Below are 24825 nucleotides of genomic sequence, written 5' to 3'. Positions count from 1 at the left end.
TACTCATTATTATTATAATATATTAGACCCATCCATACTTAATCAAACAAATAAAAAAAGCCGCTTGAGGAGTCAAACTCCGCAACCAGCGACACTGTCCAAATCCTACTCAACTTCTTCTAAAGTAATTTTCTCTTCCCAGGCGTCAGCCACTTTTTCCCATTCCTCATCTTCTTCAATATCGACCAGTAGCTCGTTTCCATCATCATCATATGTAATTTTTAAAATAATCGCCTCTTCGCTGTCTTCCTCCACCGGCAACAAGATAGCATATTCAGAACCGTCCACCTCTATGATATCGATGACCATAAAGTCATGTTCCGCTCCGTCTTCATCAATCAAAGTTATTACCTCTTCTTCTTGTTCAGCCACTGTTTTCACCTCTTAAACAATTTATTGATAATATTACACCTAAAAACAGTAATAAGTCAAGAAAATCTCATATATCTTGTGTTTTCTTAGTTTTCGGATGATAATTTTTTGTTGCGACTGTCAAGGTACCCTTGCAAGATTAAGGCGGCGGCCATTTTATCAACCACCCGCCGCCGTTTTGAACGGCTGAGATCGGCTTCAATCAGCAGTTTTTCCGCCTGCACCGTGGAAAGGCGTTCATCCCACAATTCGACCGGTAAATGAAGTGTTCCAGCCAACCGGTTCGCCATAATCCTGGTTTTTTCCGCGCGCTGGCCATAGCTGCCGTCCATATTTATAGGCAACCCGACAACTATTTGCTCAACCTCATATTTTTGGACCATTTCCCTAATTTTTTCTATGTCCGCCTTGCTCGAACCCTTACTGACAATCACCTCTACTCCTTGGGCAGTCCACCCCATCGGGTCGCTGACTGCGACACCAATTCTTTTATCTCCCAAATCAAGGCCCATTATGCGCATAAGCAGGAAATCCCCTTGATTAAATTACTTTTATACAAAACTCAGGGCAAACCGACCCGCAGTAACCGCAAAGAGTACACTTCGCCATATTTGCCACGGCTTTGCCGCCGGATAGGCTTATAGCTTCCGACATGCATCTTCTTACACATTCGCCGCACCCGAGACACCATTCCTCTATACACAGGCGCCGCGGCTGACGGGCTATTTTGGATTTCAACCTTGGCGGAACCGGCTGTCCACTGAAAAGAAGGGTATTATATTCTACCTCGTCCGGAGAACTCATACCCACTGCCACGGAAGCCAGCTCAGAGATTGATAAAATATACTGAAAGGCTTCTTCGGAACGACTCAATAGATGCCCACCACCCAATGCTTTCATCGCGTAAATTCCTTTTCCCGCGCTAAACGCTTTCTTGACGGCCTGGAGCATATCATGCGCCGTGCCTCCTTGGATCCCTATTCCCGCCATATTGAGCAACGGGTGGATCACATCTATTTCCGGAACAGCGGCGGCGCCCAGCACTCCTTCAACATGATGAGTGGAAACGCCGATTGCGCGAACATAGCCCTTTTCCCGGGCTTTTAACAGGTACTCTATCGCCTCCCAGTGGCCTTTTATCGTTAAAATAGATTCTTGCTCGTGCAGCATGAAAATATCGATATAATCCCTGTCAATCATCTTAAGCGCTTTTTCCACGCTCTCCCGCATACCTTGACCGGTATAAGCGTAACACTTCGATACGACGATAACCTCCCGGCCGAAATCCCGGAGCGCTTCACGAATGTAAGGATAAGTGCCATATAGCTCCGCAGTGTCAATAAAATTTACTCCCGCGTCCAATGCCCGGCGAATCACTCCAACTCCTTCCGCTAAAGGCAGATTGGCTTGTAGCGGACCTATGGTGAGGGCGCCAAAACACAAGCGTGAAACTGTAATGCCAGTCCTTCCAAGCACCCTGTACTGCAATTGCCGCCAACTCCCGTATAGGCTCAAAGACTATTCTTTAAGATAATTTTTCACCAGTTCCTCGAGCAGCTCATCCCGTTCCAAACGGCGAATCAAACTGCGGGCATTCCCGTGACTGGTGATATAAGCGGGGTCTCCTGAAAGCAAATAGCCAACAAGCTGATTAATGGGATTATACCCTTTCTCAACCAAAGCCGCGTAGACTTTAAGCAGGATATCCCGCGCCTGGTTATATTCTTCACCTTGAATCTTAAACATCATAGTCTTATCAGTAACATCCCACGTCATCGCGCTAACCCCCTTTCCCTATTATGTTCTAAAAAACTTTCGACAATCATATTTCTTTTCCTCTATTGCCAAATCATTTATAAATGCCTTTAAGAAAAATATTGAGAGACATTATTAAGTAAGATATAATAGTTACTAATTTCTAGGGAAAGGTGACGTTAATGATCTACCGCAAAGCTAAAATAACCGACGTTGAGCCGATTCACGCTTTAATTACTTATTACGCCGACCGGGGACTGATGTTGGCGCGCTCTCGCGCCATGCTTTACGAGAGTCTGCGTGAGCTAACAATCGCTGAAGATCAAGGTTCGGTGATCGGCGCCGGCGCTTTGAATATCATCTGGGAAGACCTCGCAGAAATTCGTGCGCTGGCCGTGGCGCCGGAATACGCCGGACGGGGAATCGGCCGCAGTCTACTCAAAACATTCATTGACGAAGCGCGGGAACTGGCCATTCCCCGTGTGTTCGCTTTGACGTACCAGCAGGTGTTTTTTGAAAAATGCGGTTTTCAAGTCGTGGCAAAAGAATCGTTGCCCCAAAAAGTCTGGAAGGAATGTGTCAACTGCCCTAAGTTCCCCAATTGCGAAGAAGTCGCCATGATTATTGATACTCGCAATCAGGAGCGTTAATCCTTAATTTGACTTTCCGCAACCTTGTAAGTCTTTTCCAGCGCGTCCCCGAGACGTGACGGGTCTTTGCCTCCGGCTTGGGCCATCTCAGGCCGCCCGCCACCGCCGCCGCCAACTGCGGACGCGATTTCCTTGATCAATTTACCGGCATGCAAGCCGCGGCCCAACAAATCTTTTGTCACCGCGGCCACCAGATTAACTTTATCTCCAACCGGGCTGCCCAGGACAATCACGCCGGTCCCTATTTTATCCTTTAACAGGTCCACCATGCCCCGCAAGCTGTCCATATCCGGCGCGGCGGCCTGCCCGGCCAGCACTTTTATCCCCTTTACTTCTTTTACCCGGTCCAACAAATCCTGCACCTGATACCTGGCCAGCCTGGCCTGGAGGACATCACATTCGGCTTCTAATTCTCTGACGTTCTGAAGAAGTCCTTCCACACGGCGCGCAACCTCATGCGGCGGCGCCTTGACCAGCCGGGCGATTTCCGCCAATTGCTCTTCCCAAGCCTCAATGAAGCGCAAAGCGCCCTCCCCGGTTACCGCTTCAATCCGGCGCAGTCCGGCCCCGACGCTGCTTTCGCCCACAAGCTTGAACAGCCCCGCTTCGGCGGTAGAGCGCAGGTGCGTGCCGCCGCATAACTCCAGGCTGAAATCCCCCATCTTCACCGCCCTGACTCTTTCACCGTATTTTTCATCGAAAAGCGCGGCCGCTCCCATGGCGCGCGCTTCTGAAACCGATGTTTCAAAAATCTCCACCGGCAGGTTGGCAAGCACCGCGTTATTAACTATTTTCTCCACTTGTTTCAGTTCATCGGGGGACAAGGCGGCATAGTGGGTAAAGTCAAAGCGCAGCCTGTCCGGCTCAACCAGCGAACCAGCCTGGTGAACATGCCCGCCCAGCACTGTTTTCAACGCTTTTTGCAAGAGGTGCGTGGCCGAGTGGTTGCGGCTTACCGCGGCCCGCCTGGAACGGTCCACCTGCACCAGCACCTGGTCGCGCTCCTTCATCGCGCCGCTGACTACCTTGCCACGGTGTACAAAAAGGTTCTCCACCGGCTTGCTCACTTCGATGACTTCCACTTCCAGCCCGTCAGCGGTGACCCTGGCATGGTCGCTGACCTGGCCGCCTGATTCAGCGTAACAGGGGGTAACGTTGAGAATAAATTCGACGGTTTGCCCGGCTGCCGCCGATTTTACCCGCTCGTCTTCCTTGAAAATGCCGAGCACTTCAGCTCTGGCTTCCAACAAGTCGTATCCGACAAAAACAGTTTCCCCCAACTGCCCGCGCAAGTCTTTGAAAAAAGCGTCACGTTCAGAAATGTATTCGGTTTCCTGCCTGGCGTTCCTGGCGCGCTGCCGCTGCTCATCCATAGCCGCCCCGAAGCCGCCCGAATCAACAGCCAGCCCCTGCTCGGCAGCCATCTCCTGAGTAAGCTCCAGAGGGAAACCGTAAGTGTCGTAAAGTTTAAAAGCATCCGCGCCCGGGACCACCGAACCGCCCGACTTTTTCAACCCGGCAATAATCTGGTTCAACATTTCCGTGCCTTGGGCCAAGGTCTCCCCAAAACGTTCTTCCTCGGCTTGAATGACCTTTAGCACGTGTTCTTGCTTTTCAGTCAACTCCTGGTAGGCCGCGCCCATCTGCCGGATCACGGCACTAGCTACCTGGTTCAGAAAAAGACCCTGCATTCCCAACAGCCTGCCGAAGCGCACAGCCCGCCGGAGCAAGCGCCGGATCACATAGCCCCTGCCTTCGTTGGAGGGCAGGGCGCCGTCAGCGACTGCAAAAGTGATCGCCCGGCAGTGGTCCGCAATAACCTTTAAGGCAAGGTCGACTTTGCTGTCAGAACCGTATTTAAGGCCGAATAGACCCGCTGAAAAATCCATAATCTCGCGCAAAAGGTCTGTTTCAAAGTTTGTAGGGACATTCTGAAGCACCGAGGCCACCCGCTCCAGGCCCATCCCGGTGTCTATGCCTTTACTGTCCAAAGGAGAGTAATTACCTTCTTCATCTCTGAAATACTGGATAAAAACCAGATTCCATATCTCAATGTACCGGTCGCAGTCGCAACCGACCGCGCATTCCGGTGAACCACAACCGCGCTCCGCGCCCAGGTCAACATATATCTCCGAGCATGGGCCGCAAGGACCGACACCAATTTCCCAGAAGTTGGTGTCCTTGCCCATTCTGACAATACGGCCGGCCGGCACGCCAACGACCCGGCGCCATGTATCAAAAGCTTCATCGTCGTCCTGATAAACAGTAATCCATAGCTTGTCCGCAGGCAAACCTAGTATATCGGTCACATATTCCCAAGCCCATGGAATAGCGTTTTCCTTAAAATAATCCCCAAAAGAAAAGTTGCCCAGCATTTCAAAAAACGTGTGGTGCCGGGCTGTCTTTCCCACCGACTCAATATCCGGGGTGCGAATACATTTCTGGCAAGTTGTTACCCTGGGAAACTCTGATTTGGCGGCTCCGGTAAAATACGGCTTGAATGGCACCATCCCGGCAGCCGTCCAGAGGATGCTGGGGTCGCTTAAAGGAATGAGAGAGGCGCTGGGCAAAATTTTATGGCCCTTTTTCTCAAAAAATTTCAAAAAACTCTCCCTAATCTCATTGCCAGTCATCAAAACATAATGCCTCCCACTAAACCCATAATTTCGCTCTAATTATACAGAATGAAACAGCCGGGTGTCAAGAAGAGAGGCATCTTGAAGGGATTAGCAAACGAATACTTTACCATATGCAAAATTAAGGATTACCCTCAAAACGGCTGCTACGGGAACAGCAAGCAGCATTCCCGTCAAGCCGTAGAGTTCCCCCCCGGCGAAAAGGCTGAAGATCACCACAAGCGGGTGCAGCCCCACCTTGTCGCCGAGAATTTTGGGGGAGATAATATTTCCTTCCAACTGGTGGATGATCATAAACGCCAGCGCGACTTTCACAGCCAGCCACTTGGAATGCAAAACCGCCAGACCGACAGCCGGCACCGCTCCGATCACCGGCCCGAAATAAGGGATTAACTCGGTAATTCCGGCAAAAAGACCCAGCATCATGGCAAACTCCATGCCCAGAAAGGCCATGCTCGCCGCTGTAAGCCCGCCGACAATGGCCGCCACGGAAAAATACCCCCTGACAAAACTGCCCAAAACCTGATCAATGTCATGCAGGATCCCGGCGACATCTTTCCGCCATTCCTCAGGCAATGTTAAAATTGTTTTCTTTTTTATTAACTGCAGGTCTTTTAAAAAATAAAAAGCGAGCACCGGCGCCAGGAGTATTTTAAAGACATATCCCGCCGCGCCGATTAACGACGCCACGGTCAGCTTGACCTGCTGCAAAATTATATCTTCCAGCCAGCGAATTCGTTCGTCAATAACCTGCCTCATGCCGTCCGGGATACTCAAGTTGACATAGTGGGATTGTACAGACCTTATAACGTCCTGGACTTGATCGGTGTATAGAGGGATTGTCTCAGCCAGACTGTTGAGTTGCTCAATGATCCGGGGAACACCATACAGAAAAATACCCGCGGCAAAAAAGAACAGGGCCAGATATACCAGCAGAATCGCCCCGGTTCTTGGGGTGCCTCTTCTTTCGAGGATGCTGACCAAAGGGTTTAAAAGGTACACAAGCAGGACAGCCAGCCCCAGAGAAAAAATTAACCCCTTGATCAGGTAAAAAAAATATGCGACCAAAAAACCCACACTGAACAGGAAAAGCAGTTTCTTTATATTGTCATCTTTCCACCAAGGCAAATTTTTCACCACCAAAACACAAGTGGGGAGAATCTCCCCCCACTCAAAGTATCAAGCAGTCAAGCTGTTAAATTCAAACGCATTGATGAAAAGCTAACCGTTCCTGAGTATCCCCCTGATCATCTTTGATGCCCTTTCACCAGCCATTCTAGCAAAATAACCGGTGTCTCTCTTCCTTTGTGTTTTATATCTACCACCAGCCATGATACTCACAACAGCTCCAATGATACCGCCGGCGATAATTCCTCTCCAAAAATCAGTCCGCATATATATCACCCCCGTCCCGCTCCTAAAGTAAAAATTCATTTTGCGGGTCAAAAGCAACCAGACTGCCGTCTTCTGCCACCTCGTAAATCTGAACGCCTTCTTTGTTAATCCGGTATTCCACACAACAATCCCAGCAGTAAAACTGGTCGATACCAACTTTCCCAATGGCTTTGCCACCGCAGACCGGGCATGTCAAAACTTTCGCCCCCTAACTTAGCGAGTAAACCACAAAATTCTAACCTTTAATTGCTATTATGTCCACCCTACCGATAAAAAATGCAAAACGTAATGGAGCAGGCGGTATACGGATTATAATTTTTTCTCTATGGTAGCCCCACCCACCAGGCAATCCCCGTGGTAAAAAACGACCGCCTGTCCGGGAGTAATGGAGCGCTGCGGTGTATGAAAGTGTACTTTTACACCACCACCGGGCAATGGCGCCATGGCGGCTGGGGCAGGTTTGCCGTTGTAGCGCACCTGCGCCTCGATTTCCATGGGACCGGTCAACTCGTCATAGAGGACCAGATTTACATCTTCCGCTGTTAAGTCTGTACCCATAATGGCCTCCTCAGGCCCCAAAGTAATGGTATTATTATTAGTGTCTATATTTACCACATAAAGACGTTCCCCCGCCGCCAGGCCCAGTCCCCGGCGCTGACCGATGGTATAAAAAGGAATACCTTTATGCTCTCCGATAACTTCACCTCTCAGGTTCAGAAACGGACCAGGTTTAATATCCGCTGTTTTTCCCTGTAAAAAACCACGGTAGTTATCGTCAAGGACAAAACAAATTTCCTGGCTGTCAGCCTTATCCGCAACCGGCAGGCCAAAGCCGGCGGCCATTTTTCTCACTTGCTCCTTGGCGTACTCCCCCAGGGGCATCAGGGTATGGGCAATCTGGCGCTGAGTCAGGCCATACAATACGTATGTCTGGTCTTTTCTCCGGTCGGCCGAACGGCGAACCGTATATCGCTTGTATTTCTCGCTGAAACCAAGACGCGCGTAATGCCCGGTCGCAACATAATCGGCTCCCAGATTCAGCGCCTTGTCCAGTAACGCCTCAAATTTAATGTACCGGTTACATGCGATGCAAGGGTTGGGCGTACGCCCGCGCAGGTATTCGGAGGTAAAGTAATCGATCACTTTCTCCTCAAAAATATCACGAAAATTCATCACGTAATAAGGAATACCCAGTTTACCGGCCACCCGCCTCGCGTCTTCAACTGCCGCCAGTGAACAGCAGCCGACATGTTCCTCTCCCACTTCAGTTTGGGTAGAATCCCATATTTGCATGGTGACACCGATAACATCATAACCCTGCTGTAACAGGAGGGCGGCGGTGACAGAACTGTCAACCCCGCCGCTCATAGCTACGAAAACCTTTTTTTTAATCAATAAAAAGCCCCCTAAAACAAAGTATATTAGTAGGGTTTATGCGATCATCTTAGCATGGCAAATAATTATTGTCAATCGTAAACCACTATTTCAGTTAGATATAATTACCTGCTCACCCTTATGCTACTCCTGCCATAAATGTAAGAAACCTTCCTCATTAAGAGGAAGGTTTCTTACATTTATAAAGAGCCCGCAATGAACTACACTACAGCCATTATAAATTTCTGCGTAGCCCAGAACAATCTTTCGACTGCCGAGAACCATTACGAAACCTATAATGACCTTTGTTCGACTATCATGGATACCTAGGAAGCCTGCAACAATCTTTCGACTGTTACAAACCTCACATCAACAAATATAGTTAAATGTATCCGGCACCCATGATAATCTTAGCTCGACCAGTAAATATCCCTTACGACCTCATAGCAATCGTTTTCGACTGCTATAAAGCCTGCCGGAACACTTACCAGTCTGCCCTCCGGCTGATACCGAACCTTTTTAGACCCGGCATCAACCTTTGGCCGGCCATTACAGAGCCTTTTGACCCTGTAACAGCCTGGGCTCGGCCATTACGAACCCTTATGGTTGTATTTTGTCCATGGCGCCGGTTTTAATTCGAGGTATTTCATTCCTTGAATGGTCCCATCTACCAATTCTTTGGTTATCAATCAAATCACCTCATCATTATTATAACAGAACAAATTCGCCTTTGGCGGTTTTTGGGCATACAACGCGGCATGTTCGGCCCCATATAATTGTTCAAGCCGGCACTAAAAAACCCCCTTAAGGGGGTTTTTTTCTTCTAACCTTTTTTTTCCCCGTTTTTACTCCGGTTAAGAGGCTTACGGGCTGGAGCGGCGGTGACCTGACGGTCACGGTCGATGGGCTTCAAAACGCTCGGCCTGGTATTGCGCATGGAAACCGGCGTCCGCACCAGGACCCCGCTTAGCGCTTTTGCGTTTAAAGGCACCAGCGGCCAAAGGTAAGGCACTCCGAATGATTTATTCAGCGCTAAAGCCACAAAAGTGGCGACGACTCCAATTACAAAGCCCGGCACCCGGAACAGCGCGGTCATGATGATCAATCCCAGCCGCACCAGCCGGTTGGCGTTGGCCATTTCAATGCTGGGCGTCAAAAAAGTGCCGACTGCCGCTACGGCCACGTATAAAACCACTTCCTGGGAGAAAAGCCCCACTCTGGTGGCCAGCTCTCCGATCAACAGCGCCGCGATGATGCCTGTGGATGTCGCCAGAGCCGCCGGCGTATGAATGGTAGCCAGCCTGATCATATCTATGGCAATCTCAGCCAGCACGAACTGCCAGATCAGCGCTATCTCGCCGGGTTTGCTCACTCCGATAAAAGCCAGCTGCGGCGGCAGCAGCTCCGGATTGTTCGCAAACAGAAACCAGAGCGGCAGCAAAAATATAGACGCCGCAACACCGACGAACCGCACCCAGCGCAGGTAAGCTCCGACAGTGGGATTCTGGCGGTATTCCTCGGCATGCTGCAAGTGGTGAAAATATGTGGCCGGGGCGATAATGACACTGGGGGAGGTATCCACCAGCACCAGCACATGCCCTTCCAGCAGGTGCATGGCAGCCACGTCCGGCCTTTCAGTATAGCGCACCTTTGGGAAAGGGTTCCAGTAAGAACCCGGAGTAATCAACTCCTCCACCGATTTTTCACCCATCGGGATACCGTCAATCTTGATATATTCTATTTTATCCTTTATGCTTTGCACCAGATCGGGGTTGGCTATATCTTCAATGTAGCAAACTATTATATCGGATTTGGACCGGGTACCTACCTGGATATATTCCATGCGCAATTTGGGGTCCCTGATCCGCCTCCTGATTAAAGCGGTATTAAAGACCAGGGTTTCAACAAAGCCGTCCCTGGAACCCCGCACAACCCTTTCCAGGTCCGGTTCCTCAGGACTGCGGATGGGGTAGATCCTGGCATCCATAATTATAGCTTTATCCGATCCCTCTACAAATATGGCCAGGGGACCCGCCAGCACTTTATTGACAACATCCTCAAGATATTGTACTTCATCCACTTCAGTGTAACCAAGATAGTTTTTAAATAATTTTTTGATACTTTCCGGATGCATGTCCGCATAATCGAGACTGGTCAGATTACGAAGAACGATTGTCACAATCTGATCATTAGTTAGACCGTCCACGAAAAGCAAGGTAACATTTTTGCCGCCAATGACCAGTTCCCTGGTGAGAATATCAAAACTTTTTTCAATCCCTATTTCCGCGTCCAGGAGCTTGATATTTTCTTTTAAATCCTTACTGATTCTTGTTTTTTCTTGTTCTTTTTTCATATCCGCGTTCCGGGGCACCTGTACCAACTCCCATCGCATTTAAATATGCCGTTAAACAGCATCCTTCAGTTTAAGAAAATCATACCCGAGTTTGGTGAGACTGCACATTTTGCTCTTGCCTTCTGTCGCCACGTCCACCAGTCCAAGAGCATAAAGCTGCATTACAATGTGATCCAGAACAGCCCTTTTGACCTTAGCGGTCAGTGAAAGTTCTTCTTTGTTCATGGGACCTTCTTCTTCAAGTGTTTTAATTACTCTTTCCGCCTCTTCCGGGAGACGATTTTGCACTCCGCCGAAGTATTCAACTAATGTTGTAGTCATGGTTCTCCGCTCCTTTAAATATATTTAATCTTATTATGGCCATTAATCAGTTAAGTAAACCTGTTTATTATTGATTGACAGATATATGAGAAAATATACTGATGAAGTAAGCAAGTTTCAGTAAGTTGATCGTCTTTTGCAAGCATGTTACAATAACTGCAAACAGCTATAAACACAAACAACATATAAAGCGTGGCCGGGCGCCTGCGCTTTTACTTAATCACCAGTCTAGGGGTTGGCAGAATTGAGCCTGTCGCTGAACCAACTTACCACAAAAGTGGCCGAACATCACAATCTGGAATTTGATCTTGCCTTTAAAATAATCACCGACGTGTTTTTACAAATGGCTTTAGACGGCTATGTGGTAGTAGATAAAGAGAAATATGACGAGTTAAAGAAAAAGGGGAAATTAAAGATTGACACTGCAGCTCGCAAGCAATAAAGCCGTTCTAATTGAAAGCTACCCGCAACAGCGGATAGCTTTTTATAATACGCGCAATATTACCGCTCAATTTTTATGCGGCGGCACTCAGTTCTGAGAGTGTTTTATTTTGGTCCTCGACTTTGACGAGTTATTAACCTTTCATCCAACATCCGCGTGAACTTTTGCACTAAAAGCGGATCAAACTGTGTACCGGAACATCTTTTCAATTCATCAACAGCTTCCTTGTGCATCATCGCTTTCCGGTAAGGACGGTCGCTTGTCATCGCGTCGTAAGCGTCTACAATGGATAAAATACGGCATTCCAAAGGGATATTTTTACCTTTCAGACCTAAAGGGTAGCCTTTTCCATCGAACGACTCATGATGCTTAAGAATCCAATCAGCAATCGGGACCAAATCCGGTACTGAATTGGCGATTTGAAAGCCAATTTCACAGTGCTTTTTGATTTCAACATATTCTTCTTTATTTAAAGAACCTGATTTAAAAAGGATCCGGTCCGGGACACCGATTTTGCCAAGATCGTGAAAGAGCGCAACGAGGCGCAAGTCATTTAATTTATATTCAGGAATACCGGAAACTACGGCCAATTGCGCCACCAAGTCCTGCATGCGCTCCGAGTGCCCCTCTGTCGCGAAATCCCTTGCTTCGAGCATCTTCTTCAGCGCCTGCACAATGATGCTGCGGGTACTTTGGGTGTGGCTGAGCTTTTCCCGGTACATATTGATGTCCGCTTCTCTAAATAATTCAGCGGGCTTTTGCGCGCTTTTCTCACCTATGGCAAAACCAATAGACATGCTTAAAGGGATTTCGGGATTGACGAAGTTATAATTCTTAATGGATTCCCGTATTCTCTGGCAGGCTTTCTCCAAATTTAGCCGGTCGGTACGGGGAAGCAAAACCACATATTCATCCCCGCCGATACGAGCCACCATATCACCTTTACTAAAGCAATTTTTTAAAATATTTGCCGCCGTCACAAGCATGTCGTTGCCGGCATCGTGGCCCATGGTATCGTTAATCAGTTTTAGTCCGTCCAGATCACAGACAATCACACCCAGCGGCAAATGCCGATCTTCCTCCAAACGCCGCATTTCCTCGTTAAAGTAGGCGCGATTATGCAGGCCGGTTAGCGGATCATGCAAGCTCAAGTATTTAAGCTGTTCGTCCATTCGCTTGCGTTCGGTGACATCAAAGTAATGTTCGATCCGCCCGCCGGTGTACAAACCCAACTGAACGGGTTGACTCCAATGCTCCAGCCAGCGCTCCTGAAGTTCACCTACGGGAAGGACATGGCATTCAAGGCTCTCCACATATTTGTTGTCAGCGTAAGCTGAAAGCAATCTTTGCACAAACGCTTCCCGGTCCTCAAAAATGTACTTGATCTTTTGATCAATAAGTATCCGTATGTCCTTACCGACAACTTCATCTTTGCCAAGCCCCATGAAGCTTTGCAAAGCCCGGTTCAGCCAAACGATCTTGTGCTCTCGATCAAGGATAAGAATGCCGACCGCGGAGCTGTCCAGGACGTCATCGACCATGGTACGGTATTTTTCTTCACTTTCACTCAACTTATGCCTGGAAGATTCCAGCGATTCCAGCATCTTGTTAATTTCACTCGCCAATATTGTCAACTCGTCGTTCCCGCTTACTAACACGCGGCCGGCGGGGTTGCTTTTAGCGCCGATGTTTACCACGCTGTCGCTAAGTCCGGCTAACCTTGACAATATCGTTTTCTCCAATAGCAGCAAGGACATTACCGTGAGCGCCAGACCAACCGCCAGCATTGAACCAATAAAGTAGCGAACGCTGGCTTGGCCTTGCTTATAGATTTCTCTGGGAATAGACACTCTTAAAATCAAACCCGGGTTTTCGTATACATCTTGAACAAGGGCATATCCCGCAATTGTCTCCGCATCCAACGGCTGGATATAAACCGGCGCGTCTTCAGATAAAATGGAACCCGCCTTTTGAAAATCAGGCGGCGCGTCTTCGTCGCCGAACTCGTCCACATCGAGGTTTAAACCCGTTATGTCCGCCAGGCTCCTTATCACTGTGTTATTTAAATAGATTCCCATAATCAGCGCGCCTTTGACCGGACCTTGCCGATCACTGGTCAGAATCGGACGGGACGCGACCAGCGCGGGGCCTTCGGGCAAAACAATAACCCCACGCACCTTGCTTTCTTCGTTGTTGTGGCGCAAGAGGGGATTATCGACAGAAAGGTATTCAAGCAGACCGCTCGGGACTGGAATTTCTTTCTTTTCATCCAAATCAAACGCTTTGCTGAAAACAACCCGGCCTTGTGTGTTAATAAATGAAATAAAATTAATATTAAGCTCGGTGAAGGTTTCATCTGGAAGGTTAGTCTTAACATAGTTCTCGTCATTGTCATCTATAAAGCGATATGTTTCATCCCAGGCGGCCCAGTCGCCCGCTTCCCTGTTTAATGCGATGATGTTGTCGGATAGCGCGTTTAGGATTCGCTGTACGTCCCGCCGGCCACTGCGCTGCTCAAGTTCGTTAAAACTTCCCAGTAGGATACTCTTCGTTACAGTGTACAACAGAATTACCAAAACAGTGACCGTTATACTGATAATCATCAAAGCCTTTTTACGCAGGGACATATATTTACCCTCTCCGGGAAATCAGAAATTCTGCCCAAAATACAACTAATATTGTTATCTTACGCCAGAATTGCTTGAAATTTATGATTGTTTTTTACGGCAGGAAGAGTATTTATCTTTTAATCAAAGATCGTCTTCGACAATGAAGCCTGTTTTTCCTCTAACAAAAGCCAAAAACGTAAGAATACGCCATAACATAATGTTACGGTTACAATGTTTAATAATGACAACTATATGAATTATAGGTATATGCTTGCCGAAATATGTAGATATTGTTAAAATAACAAAAACACAAACTCAATGACCGGGAGGTACTCACTTGTTCTTCAACCCTGCCGATATAAAAAAACCGCTTTGTCATATCAAACCTCACGCTCATAATTGCCTGATATATAAAACACCGGAAGAATGGCGGGCTGCCGTTATTCCTTTTCTAAGCATGGGGTTGTTCCAAGGAGAAAAGTGCCTCTACATTACAGATGACCCAAGTACCGCCGGTCAAGTTCGCCAATACTTGCTTGAAGAAAAAGTTGACGTTGCCGCTGCCGAAAGATCCGGACAACTCGACTTTTTCATTAGAGAAAGCCTTAATGATCCCGCCGCCGGGATCATTAATTTACTAATTAATGAGACTAAGAAAGCTATAGCTGAAGGTTACCCGCTTCTACGCGTTACCGGAGAAATGATCATACCAAAGAGTCGTCTGGGCTTTGAAAATCTTTTAGAACAAGAAGCTAGACTAAACCGGGACTTCTTTTCTGAGTACCCTTGCGTTGCCCTTTGCCAGTACAACCGGAATAAATTCGCGCCGGAGATTATCATAGAAGCTCTCAAGACCCATCCCTTTCTGGTTAAAGGCAGCCGGGTCCACCGTAACTCTTACTACGTCCCTCCTGAAGAATATTTGGATCCAAAGCGTAAAGACAATGAAGTAGATAATTTACTTGAAAGTCTGGAGCAAGGAAACAATAAGCAGCGGGAAATAACCGAGCGCAAGCTGGTCGAGGAGGCGCTGCGGGAGAGTGAAAAAAAATACAGGGTCTTGTATGAGCAGGCTAACGACGCAATTTTTCTGATCAAGAAAGGTATTATTATAGATTGCAACCCCAAAGCGCTGAACGTGTTCGGTTGCCGGAGGGATGAAATAATCGGCAAGAACCCCTTCGACTATGCTCCCAGTACTCAGCCGTGCGGCACTAAATCAAGGATCAAAGCGATCGGGAAAATTAAAGCTGTTCTGAGAGGCAAACAACAGTTTTTTGAATTCCAGCACTGCCGGCAAGACGGCGCCACATTCATGACAGAAGTCAGCCTTAGCAAATTTAGAATAAATAATGAGCGGATGCTCCAGGCAATAATCCGTGACATCACCGCCCGCAAACACGCGGAGGAAGCGCTGCAAGAAAGCGAGAAGCGATACCGGCAGATAGTTGAAACCGCTTACGAAGGCATATGGGTCATTGACGCCGCAGGCAAGACAACCTTTGCGAATAAAAGGATGGCCGAAATGCTCGGCTACACTGTGGAAGAAATGGTCGGCCAGCCGCTGTCGGCGTTCATGTACGAGGAATACCGTTCTATTGATTCTATAACCGACACAAGTTCGATGCAAAAAATAAAGAAGGTTTTTTACAGGCAATACGATTACCAGTACCGCCGCAAGGACGGCACGGAATTACACGTAATCATGTCCGTGAGCCCTCTATTTAATAATGATGAGAGTTACGCGGGCGCATTGGGAATGGTTACCGACATCACCGAGCGCAAGCTGGCCGAGGTGGAACTGAAGAAAAGCAATACAGCGCTGGCAACAGCCAACGAAGAACTGATCGCCATAAACGAGGAGTTGCTGTCGATCGAAGAAGAGCTCAAGCAGCAGTTCGAAAAGCTGCAAGCGAGTGAGAGAGCCCTGGCGTCAGCCAACCAACGGCTGCAGGACATTATCGAATTTCTCCCGGACGCCACATTTGTCATTGACAATGACAAGAAAGTAATCGCCTGGAACCGGGCTATCGAAAAGATGACCGGGGCGCCGAAAGAAGAAATGCTGGGCAATGGGGATTCCGCCTATGCGGTGTCTTTTTACGGGAAACCTCGCCCAATTTTAATCGACTTTGCTATCAAGACGCATAATGGAAATACGGCAGTACAATATGATTCCTTTAAAAAAGAGGGCCATTTCGTGCACGGTTCAGCTTTTGTGCAAAGAATGTACGGGGGAAAGGGCGCTTACCTATGGGGAATCGCCGCGCCGCTGTTTGATCGGGAAGGCAACCTGGCCGGCGCTATCGAATCCATCCGCGACATAACCGAACAAAGGCAACTGGAGAATAGATTAAAGTACCTGGGCATGCATGATTCTCTAACCGGCCTGCACAACCGCGCGTATTTTGAAGAGGAAATGCGCAGGCTGGAAGACGGGCGCAATATTTCAGCCGGCATAATCGTTTGCGATGTTGACGGCCTTAAGCTTGTCAACGACACTCTTGGCCACGACACCGGAGACTTGTTGCTCATAGCGGCAGCCGGCATCATTAAAGATTCTTTCCGCGAAAGTGATATGGTGGCCCGGATTGGGGGCGATGAATTCGCGGTACTATTGCCGAATAACGAAATCAAAATAATGGAAAGCGCCTGCAAAAGAATTCAAGAAGGTGTCATAAGACACAATGCGGTCAAACCGGAACTGCCGTTAAGCATATCCGCCGGTTTTGCCGCGAGAAATGACGGTTCAATAAGCATGAGCGACCTTTTTAGGGAAGCGGACAATAAAATGTACCGGGTGAAACTCCACCGCAACCAGAGCGCGCGCAGCGCCATAGTGCAAACCCTGATGAAAGCGCTGGAAGCCAGGGATTTTATTACCGAGGAGCATGCCGAACGCATCCAGGGCTTGGTATCGGGCCTTGCCGCGGCTATCGATCTATCCGAACGCAGTATAACCGACCTGCGGCTCTTGGCGCAATTCCATGACATCGGCAAGATCGGAATCCCGGACAGTATTCTCTTAAAGCCCGGTTCCCTCACATCAGAAGAATTTATCGAAATGCAGCAGCACTGTGAAATCGGCCACCGCATCGCCATATTGTCACCCGACCTTTTTCCCATAGCCGACTGGATCCTTAAACATCACGAATGGTGGAACGGCCACGGCTATCCGCTCGGGCTCAAAGGGGAAGAGATACCGCTGGAATGCCGCATACTCGCCATAGCCGACGCTTTTGACGCCATGACCAGCGACCGTCCTTACCGGAAAGCCATGCCCCATGGGGAGGCTTTGGCCGAACTTAAGAAGTGCGCCGGTATACAATTCGATCCTTATTTGGTGGGGAAATTTATCCAGCTACATAACAATAACCAATAGAGCCGGCCATCTTCCGGCAATTGAAAAAAAGATATTTTAGAATATTCATAAAGTATTGTCAAGCGGTAAATGTTGCTATATAATCGCCTAAAGAGGAGGTTTGTGTCAATGGGCCAGATGCCTCTTTCAGCAGTGATATTTTATTCAATACCAGAGGAAATAATATTGTTTTCCTTTGGTGTCACCATAGTGGGGGAGTATATTAACTTTAAAATAATCTTTATTTCTTCTATAATAACGGCTTTCATATCAATGTTACTTAGAGCCTGTGTTCCTTTCGGCCTACATAGCATAATCGGAATTTTAGTTCTTTTTATATTATTTTGGAAGCTGTTAAATATAAAACCATGGAAAGCAATAATAGCTTCCCTATTTAGTGTAATAGTATTGTTATTTTTAGAAACTATTATATCACCAATTATATTAAATGCCCAAAATATCACATTAGAAGAACTATGGAAAGATACTTTTAAAAGGATTTATCTTGGCTATCCAACTTTATTTGTATACGCTTCAATAACCTGGTTTCTATACAGTAAACAAAAATTTTTAATAAAAGGAACAAGAGTTAGTAATAATGTTGAAAATGAATATAATAGCGCTAATTTATTTGTAACACTGATAATTTTATTTCAAGGTGTTTTTTTGGCCGTAATAAATCAACATCTTGATTATTTAGGTAAATATTCATTTGCAATAAAGTTGCTATGTGTAATATTTTTTATTTCTTCAGTTTTTTTCTTAAACGAATATATGGTGGTGATGGACAAAAAGAAGGCACAAAACCGGGACAAGACATAAATAATGCTTTATAACTAATTAAAAGGAGACCGGGTAAATGGATAAAATGCCTTTAGTAGCAGTGATATTTCAATCAATACCAGAAGAAATAATAATGTACTGTTTTGGTATGGCTATTGTCGGAGAATATATCAACATTAATAAAATTGTTATTGCTTCTACTATAACATCTTTTGCAATGATGTTTGCGAGATGGTTTGTTCCATATTTTGGACTTCATAGCATAATTGGTGTACTATTATTACTACTGTTTTTTTGGAAATTTCTTGGTCTGAAATGGTGGAAAGCGTTAGTTTCCTCACTGCTTAGCGTAATAGTGCTATTATTATTGGAAACTTTCATATTGCAGGCGATATTAAATCTAAAACACATAACTGCAGTAGAAATGTTGCAAGATAATTTAAAGCGGATTATATATTTTTATCCTCACTTAACCATATTTGGTTTAGGCACATGGTTTATATACCTTAAAAAATGGTCCTTAATCAAGGGAAGTAGGGTGGGCGATGTTTAATAATAAACGCAAGATAAGTACGCACTTAATTATAACTATAATTATTCTTTTTCAAGGAACTTTTCTGGTAATCCTTAATCAACATTTTGATTATATAAATAAATACTCCCTTATTATAAAAATATTTAATCTAATATATTTACTCTTATCTATCGTATTCCTCAAATATTTTTGGTATTCAAAAGATAAAGTAGATGAATTTAATAATAATGAGGAGGTGAATAATAATGCATTCAATTTCCGTACACTCAATGGCAGTGACCTTAAGTAATATTATCGCTCGAGAATTAAACCATGACAATGTAAAAAGAGCCCAAATAAGTTATGGTCTTGAAGTAATACTAGGAGCAATTATAAAATTTGTTGTTTTTATAATTCTGTTTTTGGTGTTCGGAGTGTTGAAACAGTCATTAATTACTATGTTTACTATTGCATCTTTAAGGTATGCTTCTGGTGGTATACATTGCAAGACATTTATTGGATGTTTAATTGTTTCGGCTACCGCATGTGTATCTATTGGTTTTTTAGCCAAAGTTTTAATAATTAACAATTATTTGTACTATGCCTTGAATTTCGCATCACTTCTTATTATTATGTTAAGGGCACCTGTCGATCCACCTGAAAAGCCCATCAAGACCAAACAAAAAAGATATATCGTGAAATTAATATCAATAGTAATACTATTTTTATTATTATATATTTCTAGCAATGTTGTTGAGAATGATATCAAGAATTCGATTATTCTAGGTATATATATTCAAGTGTTAACCTTAATTGATTGGATTAGAATTTATGAGTATATTAATCTATTAAAACTAAAAGCTAAGGAGGTGAATTAGAATGAAGAAATATATCTTTAGTTTAATTACCGTTCTTTCATTAATTGCATTTTTCGTAGGTTTCCATCCTACTAGCATAGGGATGGGCTTTCAGCCAGAATTACCAGATGAACTTAAATAAATACAAACTATAATTCAATGTGTCTTTTTTCACACTCCTCCTTTGGGGAGTGATCTTTTGTATATATGTTTTCAAGGCAAATGGTATCATGAAATTAAGTAATATTATAACAAACAAAAACTATATCTATGGATTATTTTTTATCCTAATTCAAGCTACTTTTTTTATTACAATCATATTGTCTTACGAGAATTTGACTGAGCATTTTTTATTAACACTAATAATTGTTTTAAGTTTACTTTATCCATTAATAACTTTTATAATGATATACTTATATCTAAAATATGACAGTCAAAAAGAAATCATCGAAAAAATAGAGGACTTTAATATAAGTTTACGAAAGCAAAGGCATGACTTTTTTGCGCATCTGCAAGTAATATACGGTTTAATCGATTGTGATGAAATAGAAGAGGCTATCAATTATCTAAAATCAATTGAAGCGTCGGTGAAAAATAAATCTCTGGTTTATAAGAGCAACAAACCCCAAATAGGAATCGTTTTATCTGCTTTTGCCATGAAGGCTGAGGCAAAAGAGGTCCGTTTTGAATTATACGGGCTTGACGACTTTTCGAAATTTCCTTTATCTTCAACACACACGGTGACAGTCTTGTCAAATCTTTTAAACAACGCGCTGGACAATTGCGAAAAAAATGGCTGCGTCTATGTTGAAACCGAAACCGATAAAAATTACTTTTACTTAAAAGTTTCCAACGACGGCAAACCAATTGAGATCATCCACGGAGATAATCCAGACGATTGGCAAAAAGAATTATTTCAAGGGAAAAGCAGCAAAGGAAAAGACAGAGGGTTGGGTTTGTTAATCATCAAAGAAATATTATCGCAATACGACGATTGCAATTTACTTGTTCTGGATAGGGAAAAGCCGACTTTTATGTTAAAATTAAAAATAGTTGGCGGGGGTGAAAGAACATGATCCGAGCAATAATTGCGGATGATGAACCTGTTGCGATGCGGCATCTAAAAAAGATACTTGCCGAATTACATTCCAATATCGAGATCATCGGCGAAGTTACCGACCCTGATCAAATTTTCCCTATGGTAACAGAAAAACATCCAGACGTAATTTTTCTTGATATTGATTTTAACAGGAAGGACATAAATGGTCTAATACTCGCTGATAAAATTTCTGAACGTTTCCCGGCGGCTATGATTATATATATCTCGGCACATAACGAATTCAAGTCGGAAGCATGGGAAAGAAAGGCGGTCATCCTGGGCTATATCGACAAGCCTTTTAACAAGGTAAAAGTTGAACGGGTATTATTAAAAATAGCAAGGTATACATCTTATGACCGGATTGAAATTAAAGACAAAAGCAATATCTTACACTATCTCAGTCCCAGCGAAATAGTGATGTTTGAGCGGGAGAAAAACGCCAAGAATACCATAGTGCATTGCGACAGCAAGAAAATAAACACCTCCGAATCGTTGACTTCGATAGAAAAAAAGCTCGAAGGTTCAAAAAAGCTATCGAGAGTCAACAGGTCATACATTATTAACATTACCAAAATAGACCAGGTATCGTTATTCAGCAAAAGCTCTTATATCGTTAGATTCAAGAAATCCGCGTGCGAAGCTTTCATTGGAAAAGAAACGGCCCGCGAATTGGAGCTGATTTCACGGTAATTTATTCCTGAAAATTCGACAAAATGGGCGTCAATCCCTCTAACACGGTTTTCACGGCAAAGCTATTGCCGGAATTTCATATTAGTGCTAACCTTATTAACGGTAGTTGTGAATATTATATGAAATCCGGTGATAGCAATGAGTAACCTTGATGAATTGACAAATGAATTTAATATTTACAGCGATCTTTATGAGAGAGAAGAAGACCCCAAGGTTAAAGACGTTCTAATAAAGCGTCTTCTTGAGATAGCGAGAGCGGTCGGTAGTTTAACTCTAAAAGATCAAACGAACTAAGATTGACATGGCGCTGCGTGTTTTTCGTGAGCGCCGCCTTTATTTTGCGTCTGTCATGTTTCCACTTGCCTATTAATAAAAATAATTATAAAAAATTTTCCCGCCGGCAGGAAATATGATGGGTATGTAGAAATATAATTTATCAAAATTGAAAAAAGTAGAACAGTAGGACGGCAGGTAAGTAGATGCGATTACCTGGTTAAGGGTAAATATTCCACTGTGGAATAAAAAGATAATCTGCTTTTCTTTGAATAAAACTCCTACGGGAGTTTTTTTATTTGCAAAAGATTAAAAGGAGGTTGCGTTTGTTGAAGAGGTTGTCGTTTCACAGAGGCGGGAGTGTGTTTTCAAGAGTGGACAAAAGGGTATCAATCTTATTAGTGCTGCTATTGGTTTTCGCTTTGGCCGGTTGTTCTTCCGGTTCCTCAACGGAGCAGGGTAAAAAACAAGGGACTGTTGAGCTTAATTTAGCGCATTTCTTTCCCGCCACCCACCCGGCTGAGACTGAATTGATTCAGCCATGGGCGAAAGCTATTTATGAAGCCACCAATGGACAGGTAAAAATTAAAAGCAATCCCGGTGAAACACTGCTTAAAGCAGACGGTATTTATGACGGCGTGGTTAGCGGGGTCGCCGACATTGGTCTTTCGTGCTTCTCATATACCCGCGGCCGCTTCCCGGTACTTGAAGCATTCGAATTACCCGGCACCACATACAACAATTCCAAAGTGGCCAGTAAGGTTGCCTGGGAGGGAATAAAGCAGCTTAATCCTAAAGAAGTTCAAGATACCAAACTGTTAATGGCTTTTGCGACCGGCCCAGGAGACTTGTTTACAAAAGTTCCGGTACGCAGCCTGGAAGATTTGCAGGGACTCGAAATCAGAGCGACAGGACTGAGCGCCGACACTCTCAAAGTACTGGGAGCTAATCCGGTGGCCATGCCTCAATCTGACGCGTACGAAGCTTTATCGAAGGGAGTTGTCAAGGGCAACCTTTCTACCGTCGAGGTATTAAAGGGCTGGAAGCACGCCGAAGTAACGCAATATCTAACCAGAACCCCGTTTCTTTACAACACCGTGTTCTTTGTAACAATGAACCTCAACAAGTGGAACTCGCTGTCTCCGGAAAATCAGAAAATCATTGAAGATGTCAGCAAAAAATACTTTGAAGAAGTAGCGATTAGTTTATGGGATAAACAGGACGAGGCCGCGCTGAAATACGCTTTTGATGAAAAAGGCATGAAAGAGATCAAGCTCTCAGACCAGGAAACGAGCCGGTGGGTAAACCTGGTAAAACCCATGCAGGATAATTTTGTGAAAAAAATGAATGAAAAGGGTTTTCAAGGACAACAAATTATGGACACAGTCAAGGCGCTTGCCGATAAATACAATCAAGAATACAAATAAAGCCGGAGGTATCCCGACATGAAAAAGTTTGAGGGATTAGTTACCGGGCTGAGCCGGGTACTGAACAACATAGCGGGATTTTGCATGGTGTCAGTCATGGCGCTGGTCGTGGTCAATATTCTATTGCGCGTGCTGTTTAAACATCCCATATTGGGGACCTATGAATACGTGATTTATACCACGGCAGTGATGATCGGCCTGACTTTAGCCTATTGCGCGGTGCAAAACGGTCATATAGCGGTCGACTTTGTTGTCGAACGGTTGCCGCTGAAAGTACAGGCGGTCATTGACACAATAATGAATGTCCTGGCTTCGTCTTTCTGGGCCGCCTGTGTCTGGCAAACTTGCAAGTATGCCCAAAAGATGACGGCGAACGGCACAGTTTCCCCGACTACTCAAACCCCGATTGCGCCATTCATTTATCTGGTGGCCATCGGCCTGCTGGCGCTTACCCTAGTGCTGCTGGTTAAAACAATAGAATCTTTAAAGAAAGCGTTTTCCTTGTCTGATATTTCCATGCCGGCGCCAAATGTCGGAGCGGTAGAGTCCATACAGAAGGCGGTAACTCATTAAATGAGTCCAATCAGCGTTGGTTTAATCAGTATTATAGTTTTTTTAATCTTGTTGACGCTGCGGATGCCTATCGCCTTCGCGATGGCTTTGGTCGGGTTTGCCGGTTTTGCCTATCTGACCTCACCGGCAGCGGCATTCAGCATGGTGACAAATGAGATTTTTTCCAACTTTTCTTCATACTCGTTGGGTGTTATCGCTATGTTTGTCTGGATGGGGTTTCTCGCCTTTTATTCCGGCATCGGCACCAGGCTGTACGTTTTCGCTTACAAATTAATCGGGCACTACCCCGGTGGACTGGCTATAGCCACTCAAGCCGCGTGCGCCGTATTTGGAGCCATCTGTGGGTCCAACACGGCCACGGCGGCAACTATCGGGGCTATCGCCCTGCCGGAAATGAATAAGTATAAATATGACGTCTCACTGGCTACCGCCAGTGTCGCCGCCGGCGGGGTCCTGGGAGTCCTGATCCCGCCCAGCGTGATCTTTATCGTTTACGGTATCGCCACGGAGCAGTCGGTAGGCAAGCTCTTTATCGCCGGCATCATACCGGGAATTATCCTGATGCTGCTTTATATGGCCGCCATATACATTATTACCTCCCGTAAAAAAGAACTGGGACCCCCCGGGGAACGAGCGGACTGGCAAGAAAGGTTTACAGCGCTCCGCGGGGGACTTGGGGAAGTTCTAGTTATCTTTGCTATCTCCATGGGCGGTTTGTTTGTCGGTTGGTTTACCCCTACGGAAGCAGGGGCCGTCGGCGCGGCAGGCGTATTAGGGGTGGCTCTCTTAAAAAGAAGCATAAGCTGGGAAGGTTTCAATAAATCCCTGCTGGATGCCACCCGGACCACCGCCATGATCATGCTGCTTATCGCCGGTGCAATGATTTTCGGCCGCCTCATGGCTATCAGCAGAGTTCCTTTTGAACTCGCCCAGTTAGCCGGCAACCTGCCGTTGCCTCCATATGCCGTGATGGCGGTAATACTGCTCATATATTTAATCCTCGGCTGTTTCATCGATGCGCTGGCAATGATTTTACTGACCATACCGATATTTTACCCGATAGCTGTTAACACGCTGGGCTACGACCCGATCTGGTTCGGGGTGATAATTGTTTTAACCGTGGCCATGGGCGTGATTACGCCGCCGGTGGGCATGAACGTCTATATTATCAAAGGGATCGCTCCCGATATACCGCTTGAAGTAATTTTTAAAGGTATATGGCCTTTCCTGTGGGCGATTATTGTATGTTTGGCCATTATGATGGCCTTCCCGCAGCTTGCCACTTTTCTACCCGGTTTGATATCTTAGCGCGGACAAATTCGCCTACGGAGACCTTTGGGC

The 24825-nt window shown here is 45.6% G+C and carries 25 protein-coding genes; 13 read left to right on the top strand and 12 right to left on the bottom strand.

Translation table 11 applies throughout. From position 1 onward, the window contains the following. Window positions 1–105 precede the first annotated feature (105 nt). From L7E55_RS05510 to L7E55_RS05495, 4 genes are all read right to left on the bottom strand, one after another. Window positions 106–309, bottom strand: a complete 204-nt coding sequence (locus L7E55_RS05510; protein WP_420852014.1) for a DUF1292 domain-containing protein — start codon at window positions 307–309, stop codon at window positions 106–108. A 149-nt stretch (window positions 310–458) separates the two neighbouring features. Next, a complete protein-coding gene (gene ruvX / locus L7E55_RS05505; protein WP_277443068.1) occupies window positions 459–893 on the bottom strand; it encodes a Holliday junction resolvase RuvX in 435 nt (144 codons plus the stop codon). 19 nt (window positions 894–912) lie between these two features. Then, window positions 913–1860: an aldo/keto reductase gene (locus tag L7E55_RS05500; RefSeq protein ID WP_277443067.1), complete on the bottom strand. Its 948-nt coding sequence runs from the start codon at window positions 1858–1860 to the stop codon at window positions 913–915. Window positions 1861–1890: 30 nt separating this feature from the next. Beyond that, window positions 1891–2148: an IreB family regulatory phosphoprotein gene (locus L7E55_RS05495; protein WP_277443066.1), complete on the bottom strand. Its 258-nt coding sequence runs from the start codon at window positions 2146–2148 to the stop codon at window positions 1891–1893. Between the two features lie 161 nt (window positions 2149–2309). On the opposite strand from L7E55_RS05495, the gene L7E55_RS05490 reads away from it, so the two are divergent. Continuing rightward, window positions 2310–2777 carry an N-acetyltransferase gene (locus L7E55_RS05490; protein WP_277443065.1) on the top strand — a complete coding sequence of 156 codons (468 nt, stop codon included), beginning with the start codon at window positions 2310–2312 and terminating at the stop codon, window positions 2775–2777. Here L7E55_RS05490 and alaS read toward each other — a convergent pair. From alaS to L7E55_RS05455, 7 genes are all read right to left on the bottom strand, one after another. Then, window positions 2774–5410, bottom strand: coding sequence for an alanine--tRNA ligase (alaS, locus tag L7E55_RS05485; RefSeq protein ID WP_277443140.1), 2637 nt, complete (start codon window positions 5408–5410; stop codon window positions 2774–2776). The genes L7E55_RS05490 and alaS overlap by 4 nt on opposite strands. 93 nt (window positions 5411–5503) lie before the next feature. Next, window positions 5504–6550 (bottom strand): AI-2E family transporter, encoded by a 1047-nt coding sequence (locus L7E55_RS05480; RefSeq protein WP_420852011.1) that lies wholly within the window; start codon window positions 6548–6550, stop codon window positions 5504–5506. Window positions 6551–6634: 84 nt separating this feature from the next. Next, window positions 6635–6808 (bottom strand): hypothetical protein, encoded by a 174-nt coding sequence (locus L7E55_RS05475; protein ID WP_277443063.1) that lies wholly within the window; start codon window positions 6806–6808, stop codon window positions 6635–6637. A 22-nt stretch (window positions 6809–6830) separates the two neighbouring features. Beyond that, window positions 6831–7004, bottom strand: a complete 174-nt coding sequence (locus L7E55_RS05470; protein ID WP_277443062.1) for a hypothetical protein — start codon at window positions 7002–7004, stop codon at window positions 6831–6833. A gap of 113 nt (window positions 7005–7117) precedes the next feature. Next, window positions 7118–8203, bottom strand: coding sequence for a tRNA 2-thiouridine(34) synthase MnmA (gene mnmA / locus L7E55_RS05465; RefSeq protein ID WP_277443061.1), 1086 nt, complete (start codon window positions 8201–8203; stop codon window positions 7118–7120). An 802-nt stretch (window positions 8204–9005) separates the two neighbouring features. Continuing rightward, window positions 9006–10535 carry a spore germination protein gene (locus L7E55_RS05460; RefSeq protein ID WP_277443139.1) on the bottom strand — a complete coding sequence of 510 codons (1530 nt, stop codon included), beginning with the start codon at window positions 10533–10535 and terminating at the stop codon, window positions 9006–9008. Window positions 10536–10586: 51 nt separating this feature from the next. Beyond that, window positions 10587–10856 (bottom strand): transcriptional regulator, encoded by a 270-nt coding sequence (locus tag L7E55_RS05455; RefSeq protein ID WP_277443060.1) that lies wholly within the window; start codon window positions 10854–10856, stop codon window positions 10587–10589. Between the two features lie 244 nt (window positions 10857–11100). Here L7E55_RS05455 and L7E55_RS05450 point away from each other — a divergent pair, with 244 nt between their 5' ends. After that, complete coding sequence (locus L7E55_RS05450) at window positions 11101–11298, top strand: hypothetical protein (protein ID WP_277443059.1); 198 nt, start codon at window positions 11101–11103, stop codon at window positions 11296–11298. A gap of 104 nt (window positions 11299–11402) precedes the next feature. On the opposite strand, the gene L7E55_RS05445 is transcribed toward L7E55_RS05450, so the two are convergent. Next, window positions 11403–13925 (bottom strand): CHASE4 domain-containing protein, encoded by a 2523-nt coding sequence (locus tag L7E55_RS05445; RefSeq protein ID WP_277443058.1) that lies wholly within the window; start codon window positions 13923–13925, stop codon window positions 11403–11405. A 319-nt stretch (window positions 13926–14244) separates the two neighbouring features. Here L7E55_RS05445 and L7E55_RS05440 point away from each other — a divergent pair, with 319 nt between their 5' ends. The 11 genes from L7E55_RS05440 (at window position 14245) to L7E55_RS05390 (ending at window position 24792) form a co-directional block, all read left to right on the top strand. Then, the gene (locus L7E55_RS05440) at window positions 14245–17289 is read left to right on the top strand and encodes a PAS domain S-box protein (protein WP_277443057.1); all 3045 of its coding nucleotides are present in this window, start codon (window positions 14245–14247) and stop codon (window positions 17287–17289) included. Window positions 17290–17397: 108 nt separating this feature from the next. Continuing rightward, window positions 17398–18090: a hypothetical protein gene (locus L7E55_RS05435; protein WP_277443056.1), complete on the top strand. Its 693-nt coding sequence runs from the start codon at window positions 17398–17400 to the stop codon at window positions 18088–18090. Between the two features lie 37 nt (window positions 18091–18127). Beyond that, window positions 18128–18604, top strand: coding sequence for a hypothetical protein (locus L7E55_RS05430; protein WP_277443055.1), 477 nt, complete (start codon window positions 18128–18130; stop codon window positions 18602–18604). 227 nt (window positions 18605–18831) lie between these two features. Beyond that, complete coding sequence (locus L7E55_RS05425) at window positions 18832–19443, top strand: accessory gene regulator ArgB-like protein (RefSeq protein ID WP_277443054.1); 612 nt, start codon at window positions 18832–18834, stop codon at window positions 19441–19443. Window position 19444: 1 nt separating this feature from the next. Next, a complete protein-coding gene (locus L7E55_RS05420; RefSeq protein WP_277443053.1) occupies window positions 19445–19564 on the top strand; it encodes a cyclic lactone autoinducer peptide in 120 nt (39 codons plus the stop codon). Window positions 19565–19652: 88 nt separating this feature from the next. Then, complete coding sequence (locus L7E55_RS05415; protein WP_277443052.1) at window positions 19653–20498, top strand: sensor histidine kinase; 846 nt, start codon at window positions 19653–19655, stop codon at window positions 20496–20498. Next, window positions 20495–21211: a LytR/AlgR family response regulator transcription factor gene (locus tag L7E55_RS05410; RefSeq protein WP_277443051.1), complete on the top strand. Its 717-nt coding sequence runs from the start codon at window positions 20495–20497 to the stop codon at window positions 21209–21211. The genes L7E55_RS05415 and L7E55_RS05410 overlap by 4 nt, the downstream gene beginning before the upstream one ends. Window positions 21212–21349: 138 nt before the next feature. After that, window positions 21350–21505, top strand: coding sequence for a hypothetical protein (locus L7E55_RS05405; protein ID WP_277443050.1), 156 nt, complete (start codon window positions 21350–21352; stop codon window positions 21503–21505). 308 nt (window positions 21506–21813) lie between these two features. Further along, window positions 21814–22911: a TRAP transporter substrate-binding protein gene (locus L7E55_RS05400; protein WP_277443049.1), complete on the top strand. Its 1098-nt coding sequence runs from the start codon at window positions 21814–21816 to the stop codon at window positions 22909–22911. An 18-nt stretch (window positions 22912–22929) separates the two neighbouring features. Then, entirely contained in the window at window positions 22930–23484 is a 555-nt protein-coding gene (locus L7E55_RS05395) for a TRAP transporter small permease (protein ID WP_277443048.1), read from the top strand. Further along, window positions 23485–24792 carry a TRAP transporter large permease gene (locus L7E55_RS05390; RefSeq protein WP_277443047.1) on the top strand — a complete coding sequence of 436 codons (1308 nt, stop codon included), beginning with the start codon at window positions 23485–23487 and terminating at the stop codon, window positions 24790–24792. Window positions 24793–24825: the final 33 nt, after the last annotated feature.

The organism is Pelotomaculum isophthalicicum JI (assembly GCF_029478095.1).
GTDB lineage: Bacteria > Bacillota > Desulfotomaculia > Desulfotomaculales > Pelotomaculaceae > Pelotomaculum_D > Pelotomaculum_D isophthalicicum.
The sequence above is the reverse complement of the archived record's forward strand: the minus strand, read 5'-3'. Positions and strand labels throughout refer to the sequence as shown.

Excerpts from the sequence above, each read along its gene's own strand:
- L7E55_RS05435 (WP_277443056.1), top strand. The coding sequence starts at position 17,398 with ATGGGCCAGATGCCTCTTTCAGCAGTGATATTTTATTCAATACCAGAG.
- L7E55_RS05410 (WP_277443051.1), top strand. The coding sequence starts at position 20,495 with ATGATCCGAGCAATAATTGCGGATGATGAACCTGTTGCGATGCGGCAT.
- L7E55_RS05425 (WP_277443054.1), top strand. The coding sequence starts at position 18,832 with ATGCATTCAATTTCCGTACACTCAATGGCAGTGACCTTAAGTAATATT.
- L7E55_RS05395 (WP_277443048.1), top strand. The coding sequence starts at position 22,930 with ATGAAAAAGTTTGAGGGATTAGTTACCGGGCTGAGCCGGGTACTGAAC.
- L7E55_RS05495 (WP_277443066.1), bottom strand. The coding sequence starts at position 2,148 with ATGACGTGGGATGTTACTGATAAGACTATGATGTTTAAGATTCAAGGT.
- L7E55_RS05455 (WP_277443060.1), bottom strand. The coding sequence starts at position 10,856 with ATGACTACAACATTAGTTGAATACTTCGGCGGAGTGCAAAATCGTCTC.
- L7E55_RS05415 (WP_277443052.1), top strand. The coding sequence starts at position 19,653 with ATGAAATTAAGTAATATTATAACAAACAAAAACTATATCTATGGATTA.
- L7E55_RS05490 (WP_277443065.1), top strand. The coding sequence starts at position 2,310 with ATGATCTACCGCAAAGCTAAAATAACCGACGTTGAGCCGATTCACGCT.
- L7E55_RS05420 (WP_277443053.1), top strand. The coding sequence starts at position 19,445 with ATGAAGAAATATATCTTTAGTTTAATTACCGTTCTTTCATTAATTGCA.
- L7E55_RS05390 (WP_277443047.1), top strand. The coding sequence starts at position 23,485 with ATGAGTCCAATCAGCGTTGGTTTAATCAGTATTATAGTTTTTTTAATC.
- alaS (WP_277443140.1), bottom strand. The coding sequence starts at position 5,410 with ATGACTGGCAATGAGATTAGGGAGAGTTTTTTGAAATTTTTTGAGAAA.
- L7E55_RS05510 (WP_420852014.1), bottom strand. The coding sequence starts at position 309 with ATGGTCATCGATATCATAGAGGTGGACGGTTCTGAATATGCTATCTTG.
- ruvX (WP_277443068.1), bottom strand. The coding sequence starts at position 893 with ATGCGCATAATGGGCCTTGATTTGGGAGATAAAAGAATTGGTGTCGCA.
- L7E55_RS05445 (WP_277443058.1), bottom strand. The coding sequence starts at position 13,925 with ATGTCCCTGCGTAAAAAGGCTTTGATGATTATCAGTATAACGGTCACT.
- L7E55_RS05430 (WP_277443055.1), top strand. The coding sequence starts at position 18,128 with ATGGATAAAATGCCTTTAGTAGCAGTGATATTTCAATCAATACCAGAA.
- L7E55_RS05405 (WP_277443050.1), top strand. The coding sequence starts at position 21,350 with ATGAGTAACCTTGATGAATTGACAAATGAATTTAATATTTACAGCGAT.
- L7E55_RS05475 (WP_277443063.1), bottom strand. The coding sequence starts at position 6,808 with ATGCGGACTGATTTTTGGAGAGGAATTATCGCCGGCGGTATCATTGGA.
- L7E55_RS05460 (WP_277443139.1), bottom strand. The coding sequence starts at position 10,535 with ATGAAAAAAGAACAAGAAAAAACAAGAATCAGTAAGGATTTAAAAGAA.